The following is a 25,937-nucleotide window of genomic DNA, read 5'->3' as shown; positions in this document are numbered from 1 at the left end:
GTTTTGCCTTTTCCATCGCACTGGCTCTCTCTTGAAGATGCGCCGACAGGGTTCCGGTGCGACTGGATCCGCGGCACTGTGCACTTGATGATGGAATCTTAAGAGCAGAACAGTTGGCGACGAGTACACACATCGTTCGCGCGAACAAGAGTACAGTTCGGCGCGCATCGCTCACGGTAGGAAAACTGTACGTCTTAAGAATGGGCCGCGAGGGCGGTGAATCGCGCGCAGCGACGCCGGACGGTGCGCGGGGCTTTCGGGGAAGGCACGACAACGAACCGCGAATGCACCATGAGGTCGCGGAGCGGCCGGTACACGTTGCCGGCCATTCGGAGATGAAAAACTGTTCGATCTAACAGTTTTTCGTTCGATACCGTCGCCAACGAGCCAAAACTCGTCGATCGCACAGTTTTCCCTTGAATTCTTGCATCGAGATGCAATACTGTTTGATCTCACAGTTTTCATCCTGCCGAGCCGGCAACGGTAGCAGGGCCCACCATGCGATACACGATCGAACAGGCATCCGACATCGGCGGCGTGATCCGCGCCGCGCGGAAAGTGCAGCAATTGCGCCAGGACGACGCGGCCGGCAGCGTCGGCGTCAGCGAGTCGTTCATGGTCAAGGCCGAGCGCGGCGCGGACACCATCCAGTGGGCCAAGGTGTTCCAGATCCTGCAGGGGCTCGGCGTTCGGGTCGTCGTCGACATTCCCGACGCCAGCGAGGAACTGCTCGAACGCCTGTCGGCGCGCGCGAGCCATCGGGCCGGCGTGCGTGCAAGGCGCGCGGCCGAGCGCCTGCTGCTGCGCGCGGACGCCGCGCATCCGGCCCCGGCCGGCGAATCCGCGCCGCCCGCCCGCGCGGCCGCACGCGTGCTCTCGGCCGCACGTCTCGTGCTGTCGCCTGCCGAAGCGTCCGGCGTGGGGACGGACGACACGCGCCGCCCGCGGATCAGGACGACCGACGCCGGCCGTCAGGCCTCGGCCCGTGCAATCGAGATCGCGCGCCGCGTGCTGACAGACGCCGGTGAAGCCGTGCCCGACCACGCGCGCCCCGCCGACGAGGACGCGTCGCATGACTGAGCGCACCCTCGTCGCCGCCATCGACGGCCAATCAATCGGCACGCTGCATGAAAACCGCAATCTGTGGGCATTCGAATACGCGCCGTCGTGGCTCGCGCAGGCGTCCCGCTTCGCGCTGAGCCCGCATCTCCCGCTGCAGGCCGGTGTGCTGCGCGACGGCGCGACCACCCGCCCCGTCCAGTGGTATTTCGACAACCTGCTGCCGGAAGAATCGGTGCGGGCGCTGCTTGCGCGTGACGCGGGCCTGCCCGACATCGGCGACGCGTTCGCGCTGCTCGAGCACTACGGACGCGAATCGGCCGGCTCGGTGACGTTGCGCCTGCCGGCGGACACGGCCGACGAGGACACGCGCCTGCGCCCGCTCGACGATACCGAACTCGACGCGCGCATCCGCCACCTGCCTGCCGTGCCGCTGACGCACGACGCGCCGAAGAAGATGTCGCTCGCCGGCGCGCAGCACAAGCTGCCGGTCGTGCTGCGCGACGGCGCGCTGTTCGAGCCGAGCGGCCAGGCGGTGTCGACGCACATCCTGAAGCCGAATCATCCGCACGCGCACGACTATCCGCATTCGGTCATCAACGAGTGGTTCGTGATGACGCTCGCGCGCCGCGTCGGCCTCGACGTGCCCGAGGTCGAGCGCCGCTACGTGCCGGCGCCCGTGTACGTGATCTGCCGCTTCGACCGCGCGCAGACGGATACCGGCGTCGAACGACGCCACGCGATCGATGGTTGCCAGGCGCTCAACCTGCCCGCGACGATGAAATACACGGGCTGGTCGCTCGACGCGCTCGCAACGCTCGCCAACGCGTGCCGCGCGCCCGCACCGGTTCGCCTGCGCCTGTTCCGCTGGCTCGTGTTCTGCATCGTCGTCGGCAACGGCGATTCACACCTGAAGAATCTGAGCTTCCTCGTCACCGATAGCGGGCTCGCGCTGGCACCGCACTACGACCTGCTGTGCGACGGTGTCTACGAAACCGCGACTTATAGCGCGCGCAGCCGCTGGCCGGACCTGACGGAATTCACGCGGCCCGTCGCGGGTGTGCAGCGCTATGCGGATTTCACACGCGACGTGCTCGACCAGGCCGGCGCGACGCTCGGGCTGACGCGCGCGACCGCGCATCGCCACATCGACGAAGTGCTCGCGCGCATTCCGGCGCAGGCCGACGCGCTGCTGCTCGAGATCGCCGCCGACAACGACGCGATGAAGACTGCCCGCCCCGAACTCACAGCGACGCTCGGCGGCGAGATGCACCTGCTGCGCGCGATCCGCCATATCGTCATCCACGAGATGGTCGAGCGGCTGCGCCCGCGCTGACGCCAAACACCACCCAAGGCGATCCGATGCCGCCAAGCGAGGGCCGCCGAACCTCATGACCCAATCCGTCCGCCCGCCCATCGTCGACCCGCTCGTCGCTCGACTGACCGGCAGCGCCGACCACCCGCGCTTCACCGGCGCGCCGCTCGACCTGTCGACGCTCGACGCGCACGCGCTCGGCGCGGTGTGGCCGGCGCTGCGCCGCACCGAGGAACACGTCGCGCAGCACGACTACGCGTACGACGATCCGCGCGCCGAATTCGCGCGCTGGCTACGCACCCAGATCGACGCACTCGAGCTCGCGCCGCTCGTCGACGCCGAAGCCGCGCTCGAACTGTTCCGCGACATTCCGGCCGGCGCGTGGCAGCGCGCGTTACAGGAACTGTCGTGTCTCGACGCGCTGCCCGCGCCCGCACTGCAGGCCGAACTCGCGCGCATCCTCGGCGATCCGCAGAACGACGGCCTGCAACGACTCTCCGTGTACGGCGAATATGCGCTCCATTCGTTCGCCGGCCGGCGCGACATCACGGCCTTGCGCGATGCGTATGCGCAGTCAAATGCCGATTCCCCGTTTCGCGTGCGCGAGCTCGACGTGCTGCCCGAACTCGGGCCGGCCGCGCTGCTCGCGCTGGCCGCGACGAACGACGGCTATTTCGCGCCGAAGCGGCTGTGGTTCAACGCCGACGATCCGGCCGTCACGCTCGCGGAAGAACCCGCTTACGTCGACTTCGCTCGCGACACGCTGACCGAAGCCGCGCGGCACGTCGCCGCGATTCACGCGGGCGAAGTCCCCTATCAGGCCGATCGCGCGTTCACGACCGACGACGCGCAGGTCGTCGCGCGCGCGGCGCGCGTCGCGGCCTATCGCGACGCGCCGTGGCTCCCCCCGCTGATCGGGCCGCTGCTGACCGGCGTGTGCGTCGCGCCGACCGCCGCGAAAACCGCGCCATCGCAATCGCTCGCGATCGCACTCGGCCATGCGGTCGAGACGATCCCGACACCCGAGACCGTGCGTGCGCTGCGCGATGCGCTGGCCACCGTGCGTCACGCGGGCGTGCAGAAGAAGCTCGCGCGTAACCTGAAGCCCGCTGAACGCGCGCTCGGCGAACGGCCGCACACCGCGCTGCGCATGACGCTCGACGCGAAGCCCGACAAGAAGCAGCTCACGATGCTCGCCACCTGCATGGAAGCGGGTTTCTGGCAGTCGATGACGCTCGGCCATGTCGAATGGCGCGAGCGCCTCGTCGATGCGCCGGCCGGCGCCGCGTTCTCGACCCGCACGATCTGGCACGCACGCGCACGTGACGGCACGACCGTTTCGTTCATGCCCGATATCGCGAAGGGCAAGGTCGTGCTGCGCGACGCCGCCGGCGTGGCGTGCGAACTCGATGCCGACAGCGAGATCCGGCTCTGGCATCCGCTCTTGGCCGATGCGGACGAGCGGCTCGCGTGGCAGCGCGCGATCGTCGGCCGTGCGATCCGGCAGCCCATTCGGCAGGCGTTCCGCGAGTTCTACGTGCCGGCCGACGAAGACACCGCGAACAGTCATTCCGCGATGTTCGAAGGTCATGTGCTCGCGAGCCGCCCGCTGCTCGGCGTCGCGCGCCGCGAAGGCTGGTCGATCCGCGCGTACGACGACGGCCTCGCACGCGAGTTCGGCGACGTGCGCGCGACCTTCAGCGTCGCGGCGCGGCTCTTTCCGGGCACGGACGGCCAGGGCACGTCGGGCCGGCTGCACGTCGAACGCAGGCGCGAGCGGCGCTGGGTGGCCGCGCCGATCGGTGAAATCGATCCCGTGGTGTTCTCGGAGGTGGCGCGTGCGGTCGACCTGCTCGTCAGCGTCGCCGCGTTCGCGCTCGACGATGAAACGACGCGCGCGGCCGACACGCCGGCGGACCCGGTGCGCCAGCGCGCCGCGCGACACCAGCGCGAACAGCGCCTGCACCGGCTGTCCGACTTGCCGCTCGGCGCGATGGCGCGGCATCGCAAGCAGGTGCTCGCGTTCGTGTTCGCCGAACCGATCGCGCAGGGGCGGGTGACGCTCGACGAACGCCATGTGCGCGTCGGCGCATGGTCGGTGCATTGCGCGACCGGGCGCGTGACGCGCGACGGCGAACCCGTCGAACCTTCGATCGAACCGCCGCCGTCGCCGCTGCGCGCGGTGCCGTGGCTGCCTTACGACGAAGCGCTGCTGCAGCGGATCGTCGATGTGGTCGCGGGGTTGCTCGACTGAGGCGGCGGTGCGGCAGCAGGCACCGCCTACCGCACCGCCTGCTGCCGCTGCACCTCCTGCGCTTTCATCTGCAGATACGCGCCGCGTTCGACCTCGTGCAGTTGCTGCGGATACTGCTCGGTCGCGTCGAACCAGCGCGCGAGGCGCTGGTCGAGCGGCTTGTCGAGCGTCGCGAGATACGTGTCGATCGCGAGGTAGTAGCGCATCGTGTTGCGCTCCAGCAGCCCGCGCACGCCACCGACGTACTGCGGCTGCGCAGCCGATCCGCCGCTGATGGTCGTGAAGCCGACCTTCTCGCTGCCGACGGTCGCGAGGTAGGTCTTCATCGCCATCCGGCCCACCGTGCCGAAGCCATACGAATACGTCAGATGCAGGAACGTGCGCGACGTGCCGACCGGCACGGCCTCCAGCGCGATCCGGTAATCCTTCGTGCCCATCGGCCCGCTGTCGGCGGTCAGGTCGACCTGGAAATAGTCGGGCGTCGCGGCCGCCACGCGATAGCGGAACTGCACGCGGTAGGTGTCCGGCAGCTTCTGCTGGATCTTGCGGCCGAGGTTCACGTCGAGCACCGGGCCATTGCTGCCGGTCGACGCGTGGCAATACTTCGTGTTCAGGTGCAGGATCAGCACCGCGCACCAGTTCGCGGGGCCCTGAGCGGGATCGTCGAGCTGGCTGCTCACGACCGCGTACGGATAGTCGACCACCGCGTAGATGTCGCCCTTCAGCGACGACGACGCTTCCGCCGATTCGAGGACCAACGGCCGGTGAAACGCGTTGTCCTTCAGTTGCGGGCCGAGGCTGCGGTAACGCTCGAGCAGTGTCGCCGCATCGTCCGCGCCGAACGACAGCGCGCTCCAGCCCGCGCACAGGGCCGCGACGAGCGCGTGCCGGGCGCGGCGCGCACGCCACGTGCCGCGCGAATGGCCGGATGTCTTCATTCTTGTGCTCCCTCCGGATGCGCGATGGTCGCGCACATGTGTCACAGAATACGCCTGGCCGCAGCGCAACATGGCATGCGAAACGGGCCGCTATCGGCTCAGCTTCACCGGCACCGGCAACTGCGCGGCGGTGATCCGGATCAGCGCCGACAGCCATTCGCGATCGTCCCAGCGCTCACCGGAGATGACGAGATGCGGCTTCGCGGCCGGATACGGCGAACCTTCTTCGCACGTGCCGAGAAACGCGCGGCCTTCGGGCGTCGGCTTGACGAACAGCCGATCGTCGCAGACGAGCGCGACCATCTTGCCGTCGCAATAGATGCCGTATTCGCCGAACATCTTGCGCGCCGATACCGTGCCGGCCGCCGCCATCTGCTCGACGATGAAATCGACTGTGCCTTGGCTCGATGCCATTCACTGCTCCCGGCAAAATGGGTATGACCCCGGCACGCTCCCGAGCGTTCCGCCTGATTGCGGATACGCTGCAGTGCGTCGTCCCTTGGTCGGAGGAGCGCGCATTCAGGCACGTGCGATCGCAATCGCCCGCCCCTGCCCGACATCGCTGACAGTTACATGACGGTGCGGTGAATCGCCCGATAGCGCTTCACAAAAATCGGGCTTCGCCTACGTGCCGGGAGAGCGGCACGGGCCGGCCGGCGATTGAGCGGCCGGCGACGGCGGAACAACGCATTGCGCCGCGTCGCCGATTGCCACCGCGTCCCTCCCCGGACGCAGCGCCGACAGCACGACGCCGTTACTTGTCGGCCGCGAACGCGCTCGACATCTGCCGCGCCCGCTTCACGTCGTCGCCATGCAGGTAAATCGACGTCGTGGAAATCGACGCATGGCGCAGGTTGTCGCGCACGGTCGTCAACTCCGCGCCGCGCGCCAACGCGTGCGTCGCATGCGTATGACGCATCCAGTGCGGGCTGGCCTGCCGCAGCTTCTGCGCGAGCGCGGGGTTGTCGGCCTCGACCTGATCGGCCGTCTGCGCGAAGAAGCGCTGCATCACCTTCCACAGCCGCACGCTCGTGATCGCGGCCGCGCCGTCTTCCGCGAGGCTCGGGATCAGCGGCGTGTCGGGCCGCCAGCGCGACGGCGTGACCGGCAGCCGGCGGGCGACCAGGAAACGGTCGAGCCCCGTGCGCGCAAGCGGCGGCAGCGCGACGCGCGCGGCCTTGCTGCCCTTGCCGATCACCTTCAGCCACGCGTCGCCGTGCGCATCGGTCTCGATGTCGCCGAGCGTCGCGCCGACCAGCTCGCTCGCGCGCAGCCCGGTCGCATAGCCGAAATCGAGAATGAAGCGCAGGCGTTGCGCGGCGGCCGGCGTCCAGCCCGACTGCGGCGCGGCCGGCGTGCCCTTGCGGAACTCGAGCCCGTCTGCGATCGTGCGCACGAGCAGCCACTCGCCTTCGGTGAACGCATGCGACGTGTCGAGTGCGTTCGGGCCGCGGGTGTCGCGCACCTTGACGCCCGCGAACGGATTCGCGAGCAGGTAGCGCTGCTCGATCAGCCAGCGGAACAGCGCGCCGAGCACCGACAGCGTGTAGGCGGCCGAGCGCGCGGACAGCGCACCCGAGAACGGCCGCCAGTCGGGCGCACTGCGCGGCCGCACGGGCCCGACCCAGCGCTCGTGCGGTGTCGGGCGCCGCACGAACGCGCGATACGCGACCGCATCCTCGGTCGTCAGCGACGACAGTGCGCGGCCGCGCTCGACGATCGCCCACAGGATCAGCCGCTCGGCTTCCTTCCGGTACGCCCGCCGCGTCGCGGCCGATTCGTGCAGCGACAGCCACGCGTGCACGGCCGCGTAATCGTTGTCCGCATCGAGCGTGCTGGTCGCGCGCGGCGCGCGGAACGTGCCGGCCGAGCCGTCGACCTCGTGCGGCAGCTTCAACTGCTCCCACGGCACGATGGCGCCGCGCGGCGTCGCCGCGATCAGCGCGCGCGCCCGTTCGGTCAGCGCCGGATGCGCGGCGAAAAACGCCTCGATGTGCCGCGCACTGGCCACGCCGAGGCCCGCGATCGCACGCCACCACTGGCGCCGGCGCGGAATCCGCACCGTGAGATCGGCGAGCGTCGCGATCCCGTGCGCACGCAGTGCGCCGACCGCACGCGCGGGCAGCCACAGGCCGACGTCGTCGCTGATCTGCGGGACCGGCGCACGCGCATGACGCAGCAGGCCGATCGCTTCGGCTGCCGCCTTCGCTTGCTGCATACGCTCACCGTCGGCGTGACCGAGCCGCTCCGCGAGATCGGGCCGGCCCACCTGCCGCGCGACGCGCACGAGGCGGCGGCGAATGGCACCGATCACGCCGCGCGCCGAGCGCCCTTCGCCGAGCCGATCGGGCAGGTAACGCTCGACCGCCTGGCGCACGGTCATGCCCGCGTACCACGCACGCAGCGCGGCCAGTTCGTCGGCATCGGGAAAGCCTGCGGGCGCAGGGGTGGAATCGGGGGAAGGCGGTGAGGCGAGGCGCGGTTTCATGACCGCGAGTTTGACAGAAGCGCGCGCGATCGGGTACGTCGCGCGCAGGGTTCCGGACGAGATACGCGTTCACACGCAGGACGCCCGACGCGCCCTGCTATGCTGCGCACTGCATTCCCGCGTCATCCGTTCGCCGCTTCCTCGCATCACGTTGCAACGGGCGGGTTCCGCGTTGAATTGCGCTGGGCGATCCGGCCATCCGTCTCGGTATGCGCAGCCGGATATCAAAGGCCGCGTGGGTCGTCCAATGCATTTCCGGCCGTCGGTCAATCACGCCTTTACCAACAAGAACCGCCATTCCATGACATCCCGCCTTGTCGCCGCGCTCGTTGCCGCGGCCTTGAGCTGCACCGTGCTGCCCGCCGCCGACGCACGCACCTACGTCGCGCCGACCGCGTCGTTCGGAACCGGGGCTTACGTTCACCGGTTCGTGCTGCGCGACCCCGTCACGCACCGGCCGCTACCGAATGCGCGCTACCGGCTGCTGCTGCCCGGGCAGGCGATCGCGGGGCTGCCGCCTCATGAAAATGGCGGCGAAAGCGTCGTGTTCGGCACGACCGATGCCGCCGGACGCACGGTGCGGATCCGCCTGCCCGCCCGTCATCCCGAGCGTGAGTGGGCGCTTCAGCCCGTCGTCGGTGAAGGCGACATGGGCGGAACGTTCCGCGTGATCGACATCGATACGGGGCGACCCTACGGCCATTACTCGTACGTACTCGACGTGACGGGCGCGTATCTGGCCTGCGGGCAGATCGACGCCAACGGCTATACCGTCTTCGCGCAATCGCACGAGGACCGCAAGCTCTGGTTACACCCCACGGTATTGCGGGTGCCCGCGGACACCGACTGGTGCGCAGGGCCCGCCACGGACATCGCCAACCGTGCCGGCAATCCGGGCGTGCCCGATCTCTACACGCAGTACCTCGGCAGCCTGGTCGCCGACGGCCAGCATCTCGGCCGGGCACTCCGGCAACAGATCGCGGCCAAGATGGTCGCGCTGGCGATTGCCGAACGGGACGAAGGCCGCATCGACACCGCGCTCGAGGTGGGCAATTTCACGGATCGCATGTTGAACACGGTCGGTTACGACCTCGTCAATGCCGGCCTGAAGATCGATCGTGCGATGGCGATGATCGATGCGCGCCTCGCGAAATCGCCGGACGACGCGTATGCGCTCGACAGCAAGGGCTGGGCACTGTATCGCCTTGGTCGCAACGACGACGCGCTGACGTGGTTCGACCGCTCGATCGCGATCTTCGCGAAGGACGGCGACATCGACAAGGATGCGCGCGAAGCCTATGCAAGCGGGCTGACGCACAAGGGTGAAGTGCTGTGGAAGCTGGCGCGCCGGGATGAAGCGCGCGAGGCGTTCGCGCAGGCGCGGCAGGTGCAGCCGGAGAACGCCGACCTGGCGGAGACGTTGAAGCGGCTGGCGATACCGCTCGGGCAGGATGGCGCGAAGGCGCCGGGTACGGCCAACGAATAGCCGGCGACGCGAGCGGGCACGCAAGCGGATGCCTGGCGCTGCAGCGGCTGTCGCGGGGCGCGTGGAGCGCGGCGGCCGGCCGTGTCCGGCACCTTCACCGGATGGGGCCGGCCACGCGCGCTTCCGTCACTCCTCGCCCTTCGCGCCCGGGTTGAGCATCACGACGAAGCCGGCCGCGCCCACCACCAGCGCGATCGCGCCGCCGCGCAGCGCCATCGTGTTGTCGAACAGCAGCCCCGACACGACGGCCATCATCCCCGCGAGCGACACGAACACCGCGATCGCCGCGACGACGATCCGGGACTGGCGGCGAATCATCGCGCGCGCCGCGTCAAGCCGCCGCGGCGGTAGCCGCTACGTCGTGATCGTCGCCGCGAATCAGCAGCACCGGGCACTTCGAGCCGCGCACGAAGCGCTCCGCGACGCTGCCGAGCAGCACGCGCCGGATCCCGCGCCGCCCGTGCGTGCCGACCACCGCGAGATCGATCCCGCCTTCCTTCACGTAGCGCTGCAGGCGCTCCGCGATGTCCTCGCCGATGCTCTCGGTCTCGACGAGTTCGGCCTCGCCCTTCGCGCCGGCCAGCGCGATGATCTGCTCGGCTTCGCGCAGCACCTTGCGCCCGTCGTCGCGGATCTCCTCGACCAGTGCGTGCGGATCGAAACGGCCCGCGTAAGTGAACAGCACCGACTTGTCCACCACATACACGACGCTGACGTGTGCGTCGCCGGCCAGCGCGACCTTCACTGCCTCGGCAAGCGCCTGTTTCGACGAAGCGCTGCCGTCGACGGCCACCATGATCTTCTTGTACATGCGAACCTCGCTGGGGTGAGTTGCCACGCGTCTGGTCGCGCGGCCTTGTCACCATCATCGGCGGATGGCGGGTTCGAATGTTGATGGCGATCAAGGTCGACCGGCGGGCGTCCGTGCGGCAAAGCGTCGCGACGTGATGCCGATACCGCTCGTCTGCGGCAAGGTCGCCAACCTGCCCGACACGGAAGCCGAAGCAGCGGGATCGAGCGGTCATCGTGCCGAAAGCGCTATCATCGAATGTGCGACTTTCGTCCGGCCCTTTTTTGCCGGCCCACTTTCAACTCGCTCAACCGACATGACAACGACTACCGAACGCGTGGACGGCGCCGCCCAGCATCTCGTCGCCGCCCGCCATGCCGGCTCGCCCGGCCCGCTGCTGCCCGATGCGCTGCGCCCCGAGGACGTCGAGACCGCCCTCGCGATCCAGCAGCGCGTGGCCGACCTGCTCGGCGAACCCGTCGGCGGCTGGAAATGCGCGCTGCCGCCGCCCGACCGCGTGATCCTCGCGCCGATCTTCGCGTCGACGATCCGCGAGGCCGATGCGCCGTACCGCGTCGTCGGCGGGCCGATCGTGCGGATCGAACCGGAAATCGCGTTCGTGCTCGATCGCGACCTGCCCGCGCGCGAACAGCCGTACGACGAACAGGACGTGCGCGACGCGATCCGCGAAGTGCGCATCGTGCTCGAAGTGCTCGGCTGCCGCTATGCGGAGCCCACGCGCGCGTCGAAGTTCGAGCTGCTGGCCGACGGGCAATTCAACCAGGGGCTGTGTGTCGGCCCGGTCGTGCCCGACGGGCTGAACGTGCCGCTCGAGACGCTGGCGCTGTCGTTCGAAGGCGCACTGAACCGCACGATCGACGGCCGTCATCCGGACGGCGATCCGCTGAAGCCGCTGGTGTGGCTCGTCAATTTCCTCGCGTCACGCGGCGACGCGGTGCGCGCCGGGCAGATCGTGACGACCGGTTCGTACGCCGGCGCGATCGACGTGCCGCTCGGCGACGCGCTGACGGTGCGCTTCGGCGAACTCGGCAGCCTGTCGGTGACGTTGACGGCGTGATGCGCGTGGTGGGCGGGAGCGGTTGCGCTGATCGCTGATCACAGCGTGACAGCGGGGATCGATGCGTGGCGTGTTTCGTGACCGTTTTCGGGTGTGCGGCTGCCCGTGCTGCCTTGACGGCAATGTCATCGCGACCACGCCCACAACCACACAACCAAACCCCACCCATGCCGATGCCGACAGCGATTCGCCAAGCAGCGCCACGCTGATGCCGACGCCGGAAGATCGTTCGTCTATCTTTGGACGACATGAGGTACTGTACAAACCGCCATAACAGACGCCGAGGGCTTCAATGGATGAAACGACAGGCGCGATCAAGCGCGCCGCTCGCTACCGCGCAGCACGCGAGCAAGACGTCGACGCGCTCGTCGAACTGGTCAATGCGGCGTACCGCCCGACGACGTCTGCAGGCGGATGGACACATGAGTCGGCCCTGATCGACGGCCCGCGGATCACGTCGTCGCAGCTCGGCACGACGCTGCGGGCCCCGGACTCCGTCCTGCTCGTCGCCGAGATCCACGGCAGTATCGCCGGTTGCATCGAAGTCAGGAACGACGGAAACGCGGCCTATATCGGCACCTTGGCCGTCGCGCCGTCAATGCAGGATCGTGGGCTCGGAAAGGCGTTGCTGCACGAAGCCGAGCAATTCGCCGTTCGCAGCTGGCAGATCGAGACGGCCGTGATGGTTGTCCTGTCGGCACGCCGCGAGCTGATCGACTTCTACTTGCGCCGCGGCTACACGCGAACCGGCGAGCGGATGGGCTACCCGTTCGACGCGGGTGTCGGCAGGCCTCGAGACGAAAGCCTGACCATCGAAACGCTGATCAGGAACATTGCGCGCGACTGATGCCGCGTGCCGTCGCATCGAGCCCTTTCGCAACGACATGCCCCGTATCTCGCTCGTCCCGGCGTGATAACGTTGCACATCATCGCGTCCACTCCCCCCAACCCCGGACACGCGCATCGCCTTCAAGCCGATACCGACCATGTCGCTGACACCGCTTCCCGCCCTGCTCGACGAAACCCTGCGCACCGTCGCGCGCCGCTACCGGCTGCCGCCGCTCGACAGCGCTTCGTCGCCGGCCGACGCCGCGAACCCTGCGGCCACGCTCGCGATCGTGATCGAGGAAGCGCGCCGGATGCGAAGCGACGGACAGATGCCCGACGCGGCACTGCGGCAGCGCTTCATCGACGCCCTCGCGCGGATGATCCGCGATGCAATGGACACGCACGCCGGCGATCCCGCCTTTCAGGCCGCGGTGCTGCGGCACGATGCGCCGAGCGTGCGCGAATACGCGTCGTTGTCAGCGCACGCCGAGCAGGACCGTCGCGCGCTGCACTCGGCCGTCAACGCGATCGCGCACCCGGCCAAGCTCGAGCGCAGCGCCCGCCCATGGCAACGCGACGGGCTCGCGCGGCTGCATGCGGCCGCCACCGCCGCGTCGTGGCGCGACCTGCACGACACGCTGCGGCACCTGCTCGCGCTGCCCGACATGGCGACCGACACCGCGTTCGAGCAGGACATCGTCAAGCTGAAAGACAGCGCCGCGCTCGAACGCCTGCTGCGCGTCGACGCACTGGCATCGGACGAGCACGTGCGTCGCTACCGGGCGCTCTGGGTACGCCAGGGCCCGCTCGAAGGCAGCACCGTCGCCGTCGCGCAAGGCGTCGCGTCGCAGCAGCGCGGTGCGGCCGTCGAAGCGCTGGCCGCGCAGGCGCTCGACGCACTGGCGCGCCGGCTCGACGCCGTCGACGCCCGCCGCACGTACCGGGTGGTGACGTCGATGCGCGTGCCGTCATCGATTCCGGGCCGCCACGATCGCGCGAAAACCGAATGGGACGCGATCCTGCTCGAACGCACGCGCGGCGATGACCCGGCGCCCGTCTGGAACGTGCGCTTCCTCGTCGAAGCGAAAGCATCCGCGGATGCCGCGACGACCGATCTGCCGCGGCTGCTGCGCGGCCTGAACCTGCTCGCGCAGGCCGACCCGGACACGCTCTATGCGTTCGAAACGCACCAGGGCACGGTGCGCGTGCACGGCGCGTCGCTGCGCGCGCTGACGACCGACGAAGCGACGCTGCCACGCGAAGTGCTCTATTGCTGCGATGCGTCCGCCGACACGACGCCGCGCCTGCTGGGTGCCGCGAGCCGGATGCAGTTGCTGTCCGCACAGGCGAGCCTCGAATACGCGAGCGCGCTCGCGCAGCGGCCGGATGCCGATCCGGGCGGCCTGGGTGTGGTCTGGCACGCGCTGCTGACGCTGCCGCAATGGCATGCGGTGCTGCACCAGTACCCGTCGTTGCGGCAGGTGCGCGAGCTGATGGTGGCGATCGACGACTTGCGGGCCGCGATCGACGATGTCGATGAAGGCGGTGTGGCGAGCAGCGCGTACGCGTGACGCACGACACGAACCGCCGTGCGGCGGCCGGCATGGCCCGCCCGCTCAGTTGGTGAGCACGCCGAACGGCAACGTCCATCCCGTCAGGCGGCCGCCGTCCGCCCATCGATCCTCGGCCGCATCGCATGGCAGCAGAACCGGCGCGGTCGCGCACTCGAGGGTTTCCTTCGGCGTATGGCCGAACTCCGCCTTGAACAGCCGGTGGAAATATTTCTCGTCGGGAAAGCCGTGCGCCCACGCGATTTCCGCGATGCGCCGATGCCGGCGCTGCGGGTCGCCCAGCACGTGGTACGCATGGCGCAGCCGCCGGCGCGTGATCTGCCGCATCACGCCGCCGTCTTCCTTGAACAGCTGGTAGAGCCGCGCTCTCGACACGCCGATGTCGCGGCAGATCCGGTCGGGATCGAGGTCGGGCTCCAGCAGATGCACGTCGATGTAGCGCCGGACCCGCTCGGCCAGCGCCCCGTCGATCGGGCCGCGTGCGTCGTTCAGCGCCTGCGTGGTGGGTGAAATGGCCGCGGCCAGCAGCAGCAACATCGATTGCACGATGCTCGGGATCTCGTGGGTGCGCAGATTCGGCAGGTTGCGGAACAGCGACAGCATGTGGTCGCCGAGCAGCCGCCCCACGCCGCTCGTCAGCGTCTGGCCGTGCGCCTGTGCGGCATGGCTCGGCAGCAGGTGCCTCGGCACGACCAGGCTGATCACGTCGCCGGCCTCGACCCGGCAGTCGTTGACCTGCGCGACGTCGTAGACGAACACGTCGCCGGCGCGCTTGACCAGTTCGGGGCCGCCAATGTAGCTGGCCAGCTGCCCGCCGAGCAGCAGCGTGAAGCGGATCGAATCCTGGCCGTCGAGCCGGATTCGCCGTGTGGTGCGATTGACCCGATAGGCCGGTGCGCGCGACCGCCATTGCCGCCCCGACAGGATCAGCGGGCCGAGCGCCGCGCCGCTCGCTTCCGCGTCGAACACGCCGTGGCCGCCGTCGCCATCGAGACGGTAGTCGCACAGCATGTCCTTGACCCAGACGTGGAACCGGTCCCGCTCGGGGTAGTCGATCGTGCGAAACTTGAAAACAGGGACGAATGCCGCTTGATCCATGACAGTTTTTTATCGAGCCGACACGAGAGGATAGATCGGTTCGTCGATTATCGGACCAAATTGCGCCGGTGCAAGGCCCGCGCGGCAGGTCGTCCACACAAGCGGCCGACCGGCGCCCTGCGACGGGCGCCGTCGATCTCGCCGCCATCCGCGTGGCGAATGGCGTTCCCGGTTGTCGTACGTCGGCCGATCGATCGGCGTGAGCCCCGGAATCATGAACACCGCCCTTGCCGGTCGTCGCGACGTCACTTACCCTCTGGCCGACCAGCGCGTCCTTCTTCCCGCCCCGTGCTGCACGTTGGCGATCGTGATCTCGTCGAACGACGCGAGGCCGAGCGTCTTCGCGGTCGGCGTCCGCACGTCGACCCTGTTCATCTGCGTCGGACCGCACGCGGCCGACACGAGGCCGGCGACCGCCTCGCCCAGCGCGATCCGCAAGGTCACGCGCACTGCGAGACTTGCTTCATGGCTTCGTCTTCGAATGCCCGACGCGACGCGATTACGCGCCCGGCGTATAGAAACTGGACTGGATCTGGCTGCCGATATTCGCGGCGAACCCCTGCCAGACGAGCGCCATCGCCCCCGCTGCGTTGACGGCCAGCGCCGGCCACGTTCCATCCTGCGGATCCGCCGTCGACGTGCTCCACGCGCCGTGCCGGTAGCCGGCCACGAGGAGGACCGACGCGTTCGGCGTGCCCGTGTCCTCCCAGGCGACCGTCACGTTGCCGGCCGGGTCGATCACCAGCGGCGGGTACTGGAGCGCCGCCCCGTTCAGGTGTTCCGTCAGCTTCTGCAGCGGCCCCCAGTTTCCGCTGGCGTCCGACACGCTCGCCTGCAGCACCGCGCCGCCTTCGGCCCACATCGCGGCGGCCACGCCGTTTTCGTTGACGGTCAGCATCGGCGTCGCGATGAAGCCCGTGGGCACCACGATCGCCGGGGCAACCGGCTGGGCGGGCTGCCATCCGGTTCCGGACACGTAGCGCTGCGACATCGTGGCGTTGTAGAGCTTGCCGCCCGTCACGTCGAGTTGCCCCCAGACCAGCGTGATGTTGCCCTTCGCGTCCATGCCGGCGACCGGCGAGATGATCGTCGTGAACAGGCTCGAGTTCGAGACGACCGGGTTGACGTTGGTCCAGCCGTTGGTCGCGTCGTACGTGGCCGTCCACAGCGCCGATTTCGTATGGTTGGTCTGCCGCCACGCGAGCACCGCCCGGCCGGACGACAGGACCGACAGCATCGGCCGCACGTTGTCGGTGTCGCCGGTCACGGCGTCCGGGCCGCTCTGCACCGGCATCTGGATCAGCGCCGTCGACGACCACTGCCCGGACTGCGTATAGCGCGTCCACGCGATGCGCGTATCGAGCAGGCTGATCGACTGCGTCCAGGTGACGAGCGCGTTGCCCTGGCTGTCCATGCCGGCCGAATAGGACGACCCGGCCATGTCCGGCGCCAGCGTGACCGGCGTGCCCCAGCCGCTACCCGGGCTGTACGGACGCGCCCACAACGCGTACGTGTTGGCGCCCGGCGTCCATTCGGTCCAGAACGCGACTGCCTGCCCGCTCGCATTGCCGACCAGTTTCGGCTGCACCCCGGTCAGCGTGTTCATCGCATGCGAACCGTCGCTCGTGTCGAGCCGCGTCGCGCTGCCCCAGCCCGAGCCGGCCACATGCCGCGCGCCCCACATTTCGTTGCCGTTCGTGCCGGCCGGGCCATTGGTCATCCAGGTGGCGAGCGCGTTGCCGCTCGCGTCGATGGTCACGCTGGGCTGGCCTTCCGGCCCCTTGCCGTCCACGGCCGCAGCCGTCGACCAGCCGGCCTGCGGCTGCGTCGTCCCGCCGCCGCCCGTCGGGCCGCCGTTCGATCCGCCGTTCGATCCGCCACCGGGCGACGTCGGGCCGGAAGGCGTACCGGGCGTGGTCGGCGACGACGTCGACCCGCCGCCGTTCGTGGCGACGTCGTCGCCGCCGCAGGCGGACAGCGCGAGCGCGACTGCCATGACCATCCATGTAATGGGTTTCATCGGAATCCTCTTCTTTTCGTGTGCCGGCGCACTCTCGTCTGCCGTTCGCCGCACGATGCGTCGCATCGACCGGCCTATTGATAAGCAATACTATTGAATAGGCATGGAAACCGGCGTCCGCTCGCCTTCAATCATGATCGACTCCGTCGTGCGGATCGATGCGAACGCCGCTTCCGGCAGACCGCCCCCGTCAGGCAGCGAGGACGACGACAAGTCGTCTATCGTCGGATGTCCATCACTGCCGGCTGCATCTTAATTCAGACGATCCGGATTCAAGGTGGCGTAGCGTCTACACTGAGTGGACTTCCATTTCGCCGGCCCGCATTCGATGCGGCGATCGGCCGGCCTGCGCGCACGCACGGGCAAAGCGACCGGTGCGGTACGATACGCGCCGGGGCGAAACGCCTCACCTGAGAGACCCGGCCGCTGCGGCCCCCTACCCGGCACAAAAAGAAATGCCTAAAAGCCCCATGCTGCACCGCCACCTGTTCGCCGCGCTGGCGGCCAGCCTGTTCTGGATTCCTGTTGCCCATGCCAGCGGCGACGACGGCTGCTATTCACCGACCACGCTCCGGCAGACCACCTACTCCTGCGCCAACGTGCCGATGCTGAGCCCGGCCAACGACACACGCATCAACGCGATGCTGATGATGGTCGACAGCGCCAAGGTCGCGCAGGCATTTCCCGACCCGAAGACGATCCCGGCGAAAGACCGGATCCACCAGATCATCGTGCCGTTCCCGATGGACTTCTCCGGATGGATCTATATCGGGCAGAAGGAGCCCGACAAGACCGGCAGCGCAACGGATGCCGAAGCGCCGTCGAACCAGTACGCCGACGGCGAAGGCAGCATCTGCCGCAGCATGGCCTCGGGCGCCGACGCGTTCAACGACGCACTGGGCAGTGCCGGCGGCCTCCCCGCCGATGAAGCCGCGCGCCTGCGCGCGGCACGCGCCGACATCGCGCAGAAGACCTGCGCCGCCGGCGGCGCGAGCGCCGCGTGGACGAAACCGCCGGTCAAGTCGCCGCTCGGCCAGCAGTTCGCCGCGTACCTCGACGGCACGAACGCGTTCTACCGCGCCGACTTCCTCACCGCGACCCGTGCGTTCGCGAGCGCGTCGCACAGCGCGAACCCGTGGCTGAAGGAAACCGGGCTCTACATGGCCGGGCGCGCGCAGCTGAACGCCGCGCAGGCCAACGTGTTCGACCACGACAGCCCCACGCCGACGCGCGGCCGCGTGACGAAGGTGTCGCTCGACGCCGCGAATACGGTGTTTCGCACTTACCTGAAGGTGTATCCGCAGGGGCGCTATGCGACCTCCGCAAACGGGCTGCTGCGGCGGGTCGCGTGGCTCGGCGGCAACGTCACGCAGCAGGCCGACCTGTACGGCCACGCACTCGCGCGCTGGTCGCCGGCGACGTCGAACGTGCCGCTGATCCAGCTGGCGAACGAACTCGACAGCAAGCTGCTGTTCGGGTCGGAATTCGATGCGAGCCAGATCCAGTCGCCGACCGTGCTCGCGACCGTCGACCTGCTGCGCATGCGCACGTCGGACAGCAGCGATTCGAGCCGCAAGCCGCTGACGCTGGACGACCTGCAGGCGCAGAAGCCGCGCTTCGCGAACGCGCCCGCGCTCTACGACTACCTGCTCGCGACCTGGTACGTCCAGATCGGGCACAAGCCGGACGCCGCGCTCGCGTTGCTGCCGCAGACGCCCGCGGAGCCGCTCGACTACTTCGGCCTGAGCCAGCAGGCGCTGCGCGGGTTCGCGCTGGAGGATAGCGGCCAGTCCGACAAGGCGCGCCAGCTGTGGCGCGACCTGATCCCGCACGCGACCTTCCGGTTCCAGCGCGAGGCGCTGGAACTCGCGCTCGCGATCAACCTGGAGCAGGCCGGGCTCGTCAACGACGCGTTCGCCGACGATTCGCCCGTGCAGAACGCCGCGATCCGCGCCGTGCTGCTGCAACGCTCGGCCCATGCGGACCTGCTGCGCGCGCAGGCGCAAAGCCAGGCGAACGGCGGCGCGCTGCGCGACACCGCGCTGACCACACTGCTGTACAAGGAGCTCACGCGCTCGCATTACGCCGAGTTCATCGCGGATGCCGCGCTGGTGTCCGACAAGCCGGACGATCGGTTGAAGCCGTTCGTCGCGGCCGGCGCGAGGAACGAAGACGCTTATACGTGCCCGTCCGCGCACGACATCGCCACGGCGCTCCAGCAGAATCCCGCCGATGCGAAAGGGCTGAACTGCCTCGCCGATTTCGTGCGCCTGCACCCGCCCGCACCCGGCGTCGAAAGCGATCCGGTGCCGATGTGGATCCGCAACGCAGCGACGAAGGCCGCCACGGGCATTCCGCCGACGCTCGGCGCGGGGCCGTCGCAGTTCGACGGCAAACCGTACGAGCGGATGTCGAGCTACGTGACGGTGATGGCCGATGCGCAGGCGAACCCGAACGACCGCGCCTACGCGTACTATCGTGCGATCAAGTGCTATGCGCCGGGCGGCACCAACGAATGCGGCGGCAACGACGTGCCGAAGAACGTGCGCAAGCGCTGGTTCGATACGCTGAAGGCCAGCTACGCGGGCAGCCCGTGGGCGCAGAAGCTTCGCTACTACTGGTAAGCGCCGCGTGAAGCGCATCGCGCGCGTGGCGTGCATCGCACTGCTGCTGGCCGGACGCGTCGCACTCGCCGGCACCGTCGACGCCGCGCGGTACGACGCGTTCTGGCTGTGGGCAGGCGTGAAGCCGCAGGCGGTCGTGCACGGCGCGCGCACCGTGTACGTGCTGCAAGGGCAGATCGAGGCGTCGCCGCGGGACGAGTCACAGGTCCGCGTGATCGCGCAGGGCGTGGCATTTCCGCCCGCGCCGCAGGCACGCGTGTGGCTCGTCTATCGCGCGCATACGCTGCGCTGGACGCCGCGCGTCACGCAGATCATGCTCGCGCAGCTCACGCGCTGGCGCGCGTCGGGCCGCACGATCACTGGCGTCCAGATCGACTTCGATGCGCGCACGCGCCACCTGCAGGATTACCTCGCATTCCTGCGGTCGCTGCGCGACACGCTGCCCGCCGACTATCGGCTGAGCATCACCGGGCTGCTCGACTGGAGCAGCCGCATCGATACCGACCAGGTCAACCAGCTCAGGGGGATCGTCGACGAAGTGGTCGTGCAGACCTACCAGGGCCGCCGCACGATCCCCGACTATGCGGACTACCTGCCGCGCGTCGCGCGGCTGCAGTTGCCGTTTCGCATCGGCATCATCCAGGGCGGCGAATGGGACGCGCCGCCGTACCTCGCGACGAATCCGTGGTTCCGCGGCTACGTCGTGTTCCTGCGCAACGACTGATATGACTCGCGCGGTCAATCGGGACCGCTTACGCGGCGCCCGCGATCGTGCTGCCGAGCCCAGCGAGCGCAATCACGAGCAGCGCGCCCGCCGACGACGCCGTGATCCAGCGCTGCTTGCGATGAATCAGCGGATGGTTGATCGCGGCCATGTAGCTGGTCAGGATCGTGAAATCGACCGCGATCCACAGGGCGGCCAGGATCGCCAGGCTCACGCGTGAATCCGGCGTGATGCCGACGAACTGCGGAAAGAACGCGACGAAGAACAGCAGGTCCTTCGGATTCGCGATGCCGACGAGAAAGCCGCGCACGACGCCCGGCAAGCCGCGCGCCTGCGACGCCGGTTCTCCTTCCCGCGCGTCATTGCCGTCGCGCGTGCGGCCGGCGCGCCATTCGCCGAGCAGCGTCCGGATGGCCAGCACCGCGATGAACACGCACCCCGCCACGTGCAACCCGGTCAACAGACGCTCGCTGACGAGCACGACGCCGAACACCATCAGCATCGCCCCCGCGATCATCACGAGGCTCGCGGCATTCGCGCCCACCGCGGTCAGCATCCCCTGGCGGAAGCCGCGTCGCGCGACGGTGCCGACCACGAGCATGACGACTGGGCCGGGCGTCGCGATGAGCAGCACGATCGCGGCGAGATAGGCGAACAGCAGCGGGTAATGAAGTGCCATGACAAAAAGTTGTTGGGTGGATTGACGCGCGTGCCCGCCACGGTGGCATCATCGTGCTTCAGCGCACGGGAGTGCACGGCTTTCCGAAGTATTGCGTACCCTGCGCGCTGTTGAAAAACGGAAAATCCTGCCGGATGACATGAGTTTTATTCCTGCTCAAAACCCATGAAGGCCAAACCGCTCCCGCCTGTCTACGCGCTGCGCGCGTTCGAAAGCGCCGCACGCACCGGCTCGTTTACGCTGGCCGCAGAAGAACTGAGCCTCACGCAAAGCGCGGTGAGCAAGCACGTGCGGACGCTCGAGGCGTACTTCGGCCGGAAGCTGTTCGTCCGGCACGGCCCGAAAATGACCGTGACGGCGGAAGCGCACATCTTCGCGTCGGGCCTGCGGCGCGGCTTCCGGCAGATCGAGGAAGCCTGCGTGCTGTTCCAGTCGCAACGCGACGTGCTGCGGCTCAAGGCGCCGTCCACGCTCACGATGCGCTGGCTGCTCGACGCACTGGCCGCGTTTCGCGCCACGCGGCCCGCGTTCGAGGTGCAGATCGCGAGCGTGTGGATGGACGTCGATACCGTCGATTTCTTCAGCGAATCCTACGATTGCGCGATCCTGCTCGGCGCAGGCAGGTTCGGCGAGGCCACGCAGTGCGTGAAGCTGTTCGACGAATGGCTGATTCCGGTGTGCTCGCGAGCGACGGCAACGGTCGCTCGCACGAATCCGGCGGCGTGCGAGCTGATCCACCCGTCGCCCGACCGGCGCGACTGGCGCCGCTGGCTCAAGGGCAGCGGCCATGATCTCGAGGTGGACATCACGCGCGGGCAGGTGTTCGACATGCTCGAACAGGGGATCGCGGCGGCAATTGCCGGCCACGGCATTTCGATTGGCGATCTCGCGCTGTGCGCGACGGCCATCGACGAGAAGCAGCTCGTGCTGCCGTTCAAGACCGCCGTCAATACGGGGGACGCGTACTACCTCGTCTGGCCGGACGACTCCGCCAAGGCCGCGCAGGTGCGCGAGCTACTGGCGTTCCTGGAGAGCCGGAGGCCGCGCCTGACGTTTCCGGGCATCCGCTTCAACGGCCCGGGCTGAGGCATGCAATCCGGCCGCGTGGCCGACAACGCGACGGGGCGCGACCGCGCGCCGCCGGCCCGCAATGGCGGCGCAGCCCGCCGAAGCGGGCCTGCGCCAACCCTGTTACGCCTGCACGAAAGCCAGCAGGTCGGCGTTGAGAACGTCCGCGTTGATCGTCAGCATCCCGTGCGAGTAGCCGGGGTACGTCTTCAGCGTGCCGTTCTTCAGCAGCTTGATCGACTTCAGCGCGGCATCCGCGATCGGCACGATCTGGTCGTCTTCGCCATGCAGCACGAGCGTCGGGACGGAGATCGACTTCAGGTCCTCGGTCTGGTCCGTTTCCGAAAACGCCTTGATGCCTTCGTAATGCGCCTTCGCGCTGCCTTCCATCCCCTGTCGCCACCAGTTGCGGATCACGCCCTGATGCACGGTTGCACCTTCGCGGTTGAACCCGTAGAACGGGCCGCTCGGCACATCGAGGAAAAACTGCGCGCGATTGTCGGCGAGCGCCTTGCGGAAGCCGTCGAACACCTCGATCGGCAAGCCTTCCGGGTTCGATGCGGTTTTCACCATCAGCGGCGGCACCGCGCTGACCAGCACCGCCTTCGCGACGCGGCCGGCCGGCTCGCCGTGCTTCGCGACGTAGCGCGCCACTTCGCCGCCGCCGGTCGAGTGGCCGATGTGCACCGCATTGCGCAGGTCGAGCGCCTCGACGACCGCGAAAGCGTCCGCCGCGTAATGATCCATGTCGTGGCCGTCCGACACCTGCGCAGACCGGCCGTGGCCGCGCCGGTCGTGCGCCACCACGCGATAGCCCTTCTGGACGAAGAAAAGCATCTGCGCGTCCCAGTCGTCCGAGGACAACGGCCAGCCATGATGGAAGACGATGGGCTGCGCGTCCTTCGGGCCCCAGTCCTTGTAAAAGATCTCGACGTGATCCTTCGTTGTGACGTATGGCATCGCGATGACTCCTGTGAGGTGGATGAACGGCGCACTGGCCGGCAGCCATTATCGGACAGGTTTGTTAAACGAGGATGCCAAGTTGCGAATGACCGTCGACGATGTCGACGACGTGGACGAACCCGCTACGGGCGAACGATCGTGCGGGGCCGCGCGTCAACCATCCGTCGACACCGTCACGGCCTCCCACGCGCGGATTTCCGCGTCCAGCGCCGCCAGTTTTCCACGTACGAGCCGCAGCGCGTCGCTGCCGAGCAGGAGGTGCGCGGGCGGATGGTCCGCCGCGATCGCCGCGAGCATCGCCCGCGCAGCCTTCGCCGGATCGCCCAGCTGCTTGCCGCTCTTCTCTTCGCGCGCCTGGCGGATCGGGTCGAACAGCGCGTCGTAGTCGGCGATCGAGCGCGGCGTGCGCGCCATCGAGCGGCCGGCCCAGTCGGTGCGGAACGACCCCGGCGCCACGGCCGTCACCGCGATGCCGAACGGCGCCAGCTCCTTGCCGACGGTTTCGGTCACGCCTTCCAGCGCGAACTTGCTGCCGCAGTAGTACGCGATGCCCGGCATCGTGATGTGGCCGCCCATCGACGTGATGTTCAGGATGTGGCCACGCCGCCGTTCGCGCATGTAAGGTATGACCGCCTTCATCATCGCGACCGCGCCGAACACGTTCACGTCGAACTGCCGGCGCATCTCCGCGAGCGGCGCCTCTTCCATGATCCCTTCGTGCCCGTAGCCGGCGTTGTTCACCAGGACGTCGACGGGCCCGACGTTCGCCTCGATTTCCGCCACGACGCCGTCGATGCGGTCGAAGTCGGTCACGTCGAGCACCCGCGCGAACGCCTGTGCGGACAGCGCGTCGAAATCCTGCGCCGCCTGCGCGCTTCGCACGGTGCCGACCACCGTGTAGCCGGCCGCGAGGGCCTCCTGCGCGAGCGCGCGGCCGAAGCCGCTGCTGACGCCGGTAATGAGAATGAGCTTGCCGGATGCCATGTGAGCTTCTCCCGAATGTCGATTGGAGCATGCATACTAGTCTGACGAACTCTGTCGAATAAGCCCGATTCCGCTGATTTTCTTGCACAAAACTATGAGCGCCGATCCCATTCCTGCCCGATCCCCGTCGCTGCCGCCGCGCGACCGGAAGCGCCTGGTGGCGCTGCTGCGCACGCTGGCGCCCGACGAAGGCTACAACCTGACGGCGCTGCCGAGCGTGCGCATCCTGCGTTCGAACCGCGCGCTGTCGCGCACGCCGGTGCTGTACGACCCGGGCATCGTGATCGTGTGCCAGGGCAGCAAGCGCGGCTACTTCGGCGGCGAGCGCTACCTGTACGACGAACATCACTACCTGGCGGTGTCCGTGCCCGTGCCGTTCAGCATGGAAACCGACGCCACGCCCGAGCGCCCGCTGCTCGCGCTGTATCTGCACCTCGATTTCACGATGGCCGCCGAACTCGCGGCGCAGATCGACCGCGAAGGGACGGCGGAGCCCGTGCAGGCGCCCAGGAGCATGATGTCGACGCCGATGGATGCGACGATGCACGCGTCGGTACTGCGTTTCGTCGAGGCGATGCACCGGCCGCTCGACGCCGCGGTGCTCGGCCCGGCCCTGCTGCGCGAGCTGTATTTCCGCGTACTCACCGGCGCGCAGGGCAGCGCGATGCGCAGCGCGCTGGCGATGCGCGGGCAGTTCGGAAGGATCGGCCGGTCACTGCGCGTGATCCATGCCGATTACGCGCAGCCGCTCGACGTGCCGCAACTGGCCGACGCAGCCGGCATGAGCGTGCCGAGCTTTCACAGTCACTTCAAGGCGATCACGCAGGTGTCGCCGATGCAGTACCTGAAGTCGACGCGGCTGCATCAGGCGCGCTTGCTGATGGTGCGCGAGGACCTGACGGCGGAGGCGGCCGGTTACGCGGTCGGCTATGCGAGCCCGTCGCAGTTCAGCCGCGAATTCAAGCGCCTGTTCGGCCTGACGCCGGCGAAGGAAACGCAGCGCATGCGCGACAGCTTCGCGATTCCGGAAGCCTTCGAGGATGCGCCATTCGTGTCGTCGCATTGACGTGCGTCGGCGGGCGACCGTCACGCATGGCGTCAACGCATGGCATCGCGTACCAGAGCGGCGAGCGATCTCAGGATGAGCGCCGTCACGCCCCAGATGTCCTGCGTCTGCTCCGCCCAGTACCATGCGCCTACGCGCTCGCCGTCCGTGTATTGCCGCAGCAGATCCGGATTCAATAGCACAGCGAACGGAAACTCGAAGATCTCCGCGACCTCCGCAGGCGCCGCCTCCCATTTCGCCGTGTCCGGCACGATGCCGATCACGGGAAAGATCGCGTGATGGCGCTTTCTGGTTTTGTGGATCGGCAAGCTGCCGGCCACGCGGACCGCGTCAGGCGCGAGGCGGATTTCCTCGAATGCCTCGCGCAAGGCGGTCGTGCCGATATCGCGGTCGGACTCGGCCGGGCGCCCGCCGGGGAAACTCACATGCGACGAGTATTCGCTGAGGTCCGACGCGCGCAGGGTCAACAGGATCGTCGGCTCGCGCCGCGCGACGATCGCGACCAGCACTGCCGAGAATTTCCACTGGCCATCGTTGTCCGCGAGGCGTTGCTTCGCGGTCGGCCAATCGGTGTCGGCAGGGATGCCGTGGCCTTCGACGCCACGGACGATCGCGTCCAGGAGCGGTTGGGGCGAGCCGGTACTCACCTGAGCGCCACCAGTATTCGAAGCGCCTTCGTCAGATCCCATGTCTTCCCCTTCCACGCTTGAACCTGCACGTTGCGGATAGTTGAACGATCAAATCGAATCTCCGTCGGCCAACCGGAGAACCCTGATCATGCATGAATTGCGGACCGCCCGTATGCCGCCCCTTCATCGCATCTTGCGGGCACAATGACGCATTGCATCACGACGGCATGCCGCCGCCGCTCTGCCGCGAGCCGTCGATAAACGTGGCCCCTCGG

The 25,937-nt window shown here is 68.4% G+C and carries 23 protein-coding genes; 11 read left to right on the top strand and 12 right to left on the bottom strand.

All coding sequences use genetic code 11. The features are described 5' to 3' along the window. Positions 1-498: 498 nt before the first annotated feature. From CFB41_RS36710 to CFB41_RS36700, 3 genes are read left to right on the top strand one after another with little or no spacing between them, the layout of a single operon-like run. Complete coding sequence (locus tag CFB41_RS36710; protein ID WP_089460085.1) at positions 499-1,080, top strand: helix-turn-helix domain-containing protein; 582 nt, start codon at positions 499-501, stop codon at positions 1,078-1,080. Further along, positions 1,073-2,395 carry a HipA domain-containing protein gene (locus CFB41_RS36705; protein ID WP_089460084.1) on the top strand — a complete coding sequence of 441 codons (1,323 nt, stop codon included), beginning with the start codon at positions 1,073-1,075 and terminating at the stop codon, positions 2,393-2,395. The genes CFB41_RS36710 and CFB41_RS36705 overlap by 8 nt, the downstream gene beginning before the upstream one ends. A gap of 55 nt (positions 2,396-2,450) precedes the next feature. Continuing rightward, entirely contained in the window at positions 2,451-4,628 is a 2,178-nt protein-coding gene (locus CFB41_RS36700) for a DUF4132 domain-containing protein (RefSeq protein WP_089460083.1), read from the top strand. Positions 4,629-4,654: 26 nt separating this feature from the next. Here the strand turns inward: CFB41_RS36700 and CFB41_RS36695 are convergent, their stop codons facing one another. The 3 genes from CFB41_RS36695 to CFB41_RS36685 all read right to left on the bottom strand — a co-directional run bounded on the left by CFB41_RS36695 (position 4,655) and on the right by CFB41_RS36685 (position 8,054). Beyond that, positions 4,655-5,566: a hypothetical protein gene (locus CFB41_RS36695; protein WP_089460082.1), complete on the bottom strand. Its 912-nt coding sequence runs from the start codon at positions 5,564-5,566 to the stop codon at positions 4,655-4,657. Positions 5,567-5,656: 90 nt separating this feature from the next. Continuing rightward, positions 5,657-5,980 carry a TfoX/Sxy family protein gene (locus tag CFB41_RS36690; RefSeq protein ID WP_089460081.1) on the bottom strand — a complete coding sequence of 108 codons (324 nt, stop codon included), beginning with the start codon at positions 5,978-5,980 and terminating at the stop codon, positions 5,657-5,659. A gap of 340 nt (positions 5,981-6,320) precedes the next feature. After that, positions 6,321-8,054, bottom strand: a complete 1,734-nt coding sequence (locus tag CFB41_RS36685) for a site-specific integrase (protein ID WP_089460080.1) — start codon at positions 8,052-8,054, stop codon at positions 6,321-6,323. Between CFB41_RS36685 and CFB41_RS36680 the strand changes: the two genes are divergently transcribed. Then, positions 8,053-9,540, top strand: coding sequence for a M48 family metallopeptidase (locus CFB41_RS36680; protein ID WP_256941407.1), 1,488 nt, complete (start codon positions 8,053-8,055; stop codon positions 9,538-9,540). The genes CFB41_RS36685 and CFB41_RS36680 overlap by 2 nt on opposite strands. A 126-nt stretch (positions 9,541-9,666) precedes the next feature. On the opposite strand, the gene CFB41_RS36675 is transcribed toward CFB41_RS36680, so the two are convergent. Further along, on the bottom strand, positions 9,667-9,858 hold the full coding sequence (locus CFB41_RS36675; protein WP_089460078.1) for a DUF2964 family protein: 192 nt from the start codon (positions 9,856-9,858) through the stop codon (positions 9,667-9,669). A gap of 13 nt (positions 9,859-9,871) precedes the next feature. After that, positions 9,872-10,351 carry a universal stress protein gene (locus CFB41_RS36670; protein WP_089460077.1) on the bottom strand — a complete coding sequence of 160 codons (480 nt, stop codon included), beginning with the start codon at positions 10,349-10,351 and terminating at the stop codon, positions 9,872-9,874. 295 nt (positions 10,352-10,646) lie between these two features. On the opposite strand from CFB41_RS36670, the gene CFB41_RS36665 reads away from it, so the two are divergent. The 3 genes from CFB41_RS36665 to CFB41_RS36655 all read left to right on the top strand — a co-directional run bounded on the left by CFB41_RS36665 (position 10,647) and on the right by CFB41_RS36655 (position 13,807). Continuing rightward, on the top strand, positions 10,647-11,408 hold the full coding sequence (locus CFB41_RS36665; RefSeq protein WP_089460076.1) for a 2-keto-4-pentenoate hydratase: 762 nt from the start codon (positions 10,647-10,649) through the stop codon (positions 11,406-11,408). A 292-nt stretch (positions 11,409-11,700) separates the two neighbouring features. Next, positions 11,701-12,255: a GNAT family N-acetyltransferase gene (locus tag CFB41_RS36660; RefSeq protein WP_089460075.1), complete on the top strand. Its 555-nt coding sequence runs from the start codon at positions 11,701-11,703 to the stop codon at positions 12,253-12,255. Between the two features lie 139 nt (positions 12,256-12,394). After that, positions 12,395-13,807, top strand: a complete 1,413-nt coding sequence (locus CFB41_RS36655; RefSeq protein ID WP_089460074.1) for a 3-deoxy-D-arabino-heptulosonate 7-phosphate synthase — start codon at positions 12,395-12,397, stop codon at positions 13,805-13,807. Between the two features lie 45 nt (positions 13,808-13,852). On the opposite strand, the gene CFB41_RS36650 is transcribed toward CFB41_RS36655, so the two are convergent. The 3 genes from CFB41_RS36650 to CFB41_RS36640 all read right to left on the bottom strand — a co-directional run bounded on the left by CFB41_RS36650 (position 13,853) and on the right by CFB41_RS36640 (position 16,925). Next, positions 13,853-14,905 carry a helix-turn-helix domain-containing protein gene (locus CFB41_RS36650; protein WP_089460073.1) on the bottom strand — a complete coding sequence of 351 codons (1,053 nt, stop codon included), beginning with the start codon at positions 14,903-14,905 and terminating at the stop codon, positions 13,853-13,855. Positions 14,906-15,154: 249 nt separating this feature from the next. Next, complete coding sequence (locus tag CFB41_RS36645) at positions 15,155-15,349, bottom strand: hypothetical protein (protein WP_256941406.1); 195 nt, start codon at positions 15,347-15,349, stop codon at positions 15,155-15,157. Between the two features lie 55 nt (positions 15,350-15,404). Then, complete coding sequence (locus CFB41_RS36640) at positions 15,405-16,925, bottom strand: hypothetical protein (RefSeq protein WP_089460157.1); 1,521 nt, start codon at positions 16,923-16,925, stop codon at positions 15,405-15,407. 455 nt (positions 16,926-17,380) lie between these two features. On the opposite strand from CFB41_RS36640, the gene CFB41_RS36635 reads away from it, so the two are divergent. Both CFB41_RS36635 and CFB41_RS36630 read left to right on the top strand, forming a co-directional pair. After that, entirely contained in the window at positions 17,381-19,549 is a 2,169-nt protein-coding gene (locus tag CFB41_RS36635) for a hypothetical protein (RefSeq protein ID WP_089460072.1), read from the top strand. A 16-nt stretch (positions 19,550-19,565) separates the two neighbouring features. Then, positions 19,566-20,273 (top strand): DUF3142 domain-containing protein, encoded by a 708-nt coding sequence (locus CFB41_RS36630; RefSeq protein ID WP_089460156.1) that lies wholly within the window; start codon positions 19,566-19,568, stop codon positions 20,271-20,273. A gap of 28 nt (positions 20,274-20,301) precedes the next feature. Here CFB41_RS36630 and CFB41_RS36625 read toward each other — a convergent pair whose 3' ends face one another. Beyond that, positions 20,302-20,952 carry a LysE family translocator gene (locus CFB41_RS36625; protein WP_089460071.1) on the bottom strand — a complete coding sequence of 217 codons (651 nt, stop codon included), beginning with the start codon at positions 20,950-20,952 and terminating at the stop codon, positions 20,302-20,304. A gap of 165 nt (positions 20,953-21,117) precedes the next feature. On the opposite strand from CFB41_RS36625, the gene CFB41_RS36620 reads away from it, so the two are divergent. Next, entirely contained in the window at positions 21,118-22,038 is a 921-nt protein-coding gene (locus CFB41_RS36620; protein WP_089460070.1) for a LysR substrate-binding domain-containing protein, read from the top strand. Positions 22,039-22,143: 105 nt separating this feature from the next. Here the strand turns inward: CFB41_RS36620 and CFB41_RS36615 are convergent, their stop codons facing one another. Further along, a complete protein-coding gene (locus CFB41_RS36615; protein ID WP_089433600.1) occupies positions 22,144-22,980 on the bottom strand; it encodes an alpha/beta fold hydrolase in 837 nt (278 codons plus the stop codon). A gap of 156 nt (positions 22,981-23,136) precedes the next feature. Further along, positions 23,137-23,967 (bottom strand): oxidoreductase, encoded by an 831-nt coding sequence (locus tag CFB41_RS36610; RefSeq protein ID WP_089460069.1) that lies wholly within the window; start codon positions 23,965-23,967, stop codon positions 23,137-23,139. A gap of 94 nt (positions 23,968-24,061) precedes the next feature. Between CFB41_RS36610 and CFB41_RS36605 the strand changes: the two genes are divergently transcribed. Continuing rightward, positions 24,062-25,033 carry an AraC family transcriptional regulator gene (locus tag CFB41_RS36605; protein ID WP_089460068.1) on the top strand — a complete coding sequence of 324 codons (972 nt, stop codon included), beginning with the start codon at positions 24,062-24,064 and terminating at the stop codon, positions 25,031-25,033. Positions 25,034-25,065: 32 nt separating this feature from the next. Here the strand turns inward: CFB41_RS36605 and CFB41_RS36600 are convergent, their stop codons facing one another. Beyond that, positions 25,066-25,722, bottom strand: a complete 657-nt coding sequence (locus tag CFB41_RS36600) for a CoA pyrophosphatase (protein WP_089460067.1) — start codon at positions 25,720-25,722, stop codon at positions 25,066-25,068. Positions 25,723-25,937: the final 215 nt, after the last annotated feature.

This window comes from Burkholderia sp. AU33803, from assembly GCF_002223095.1.
GTDB lineage: Bacteria > Pseudomonadota > Gammaproteobacteria > Burkholderiales > Burkholderiaceae > Burkholderia.
The sequence above is the reverse complement of the archived record's forward strand: the minus strand, read 5'-3'. Positions and strand labels throughout refer to the sequence as shown.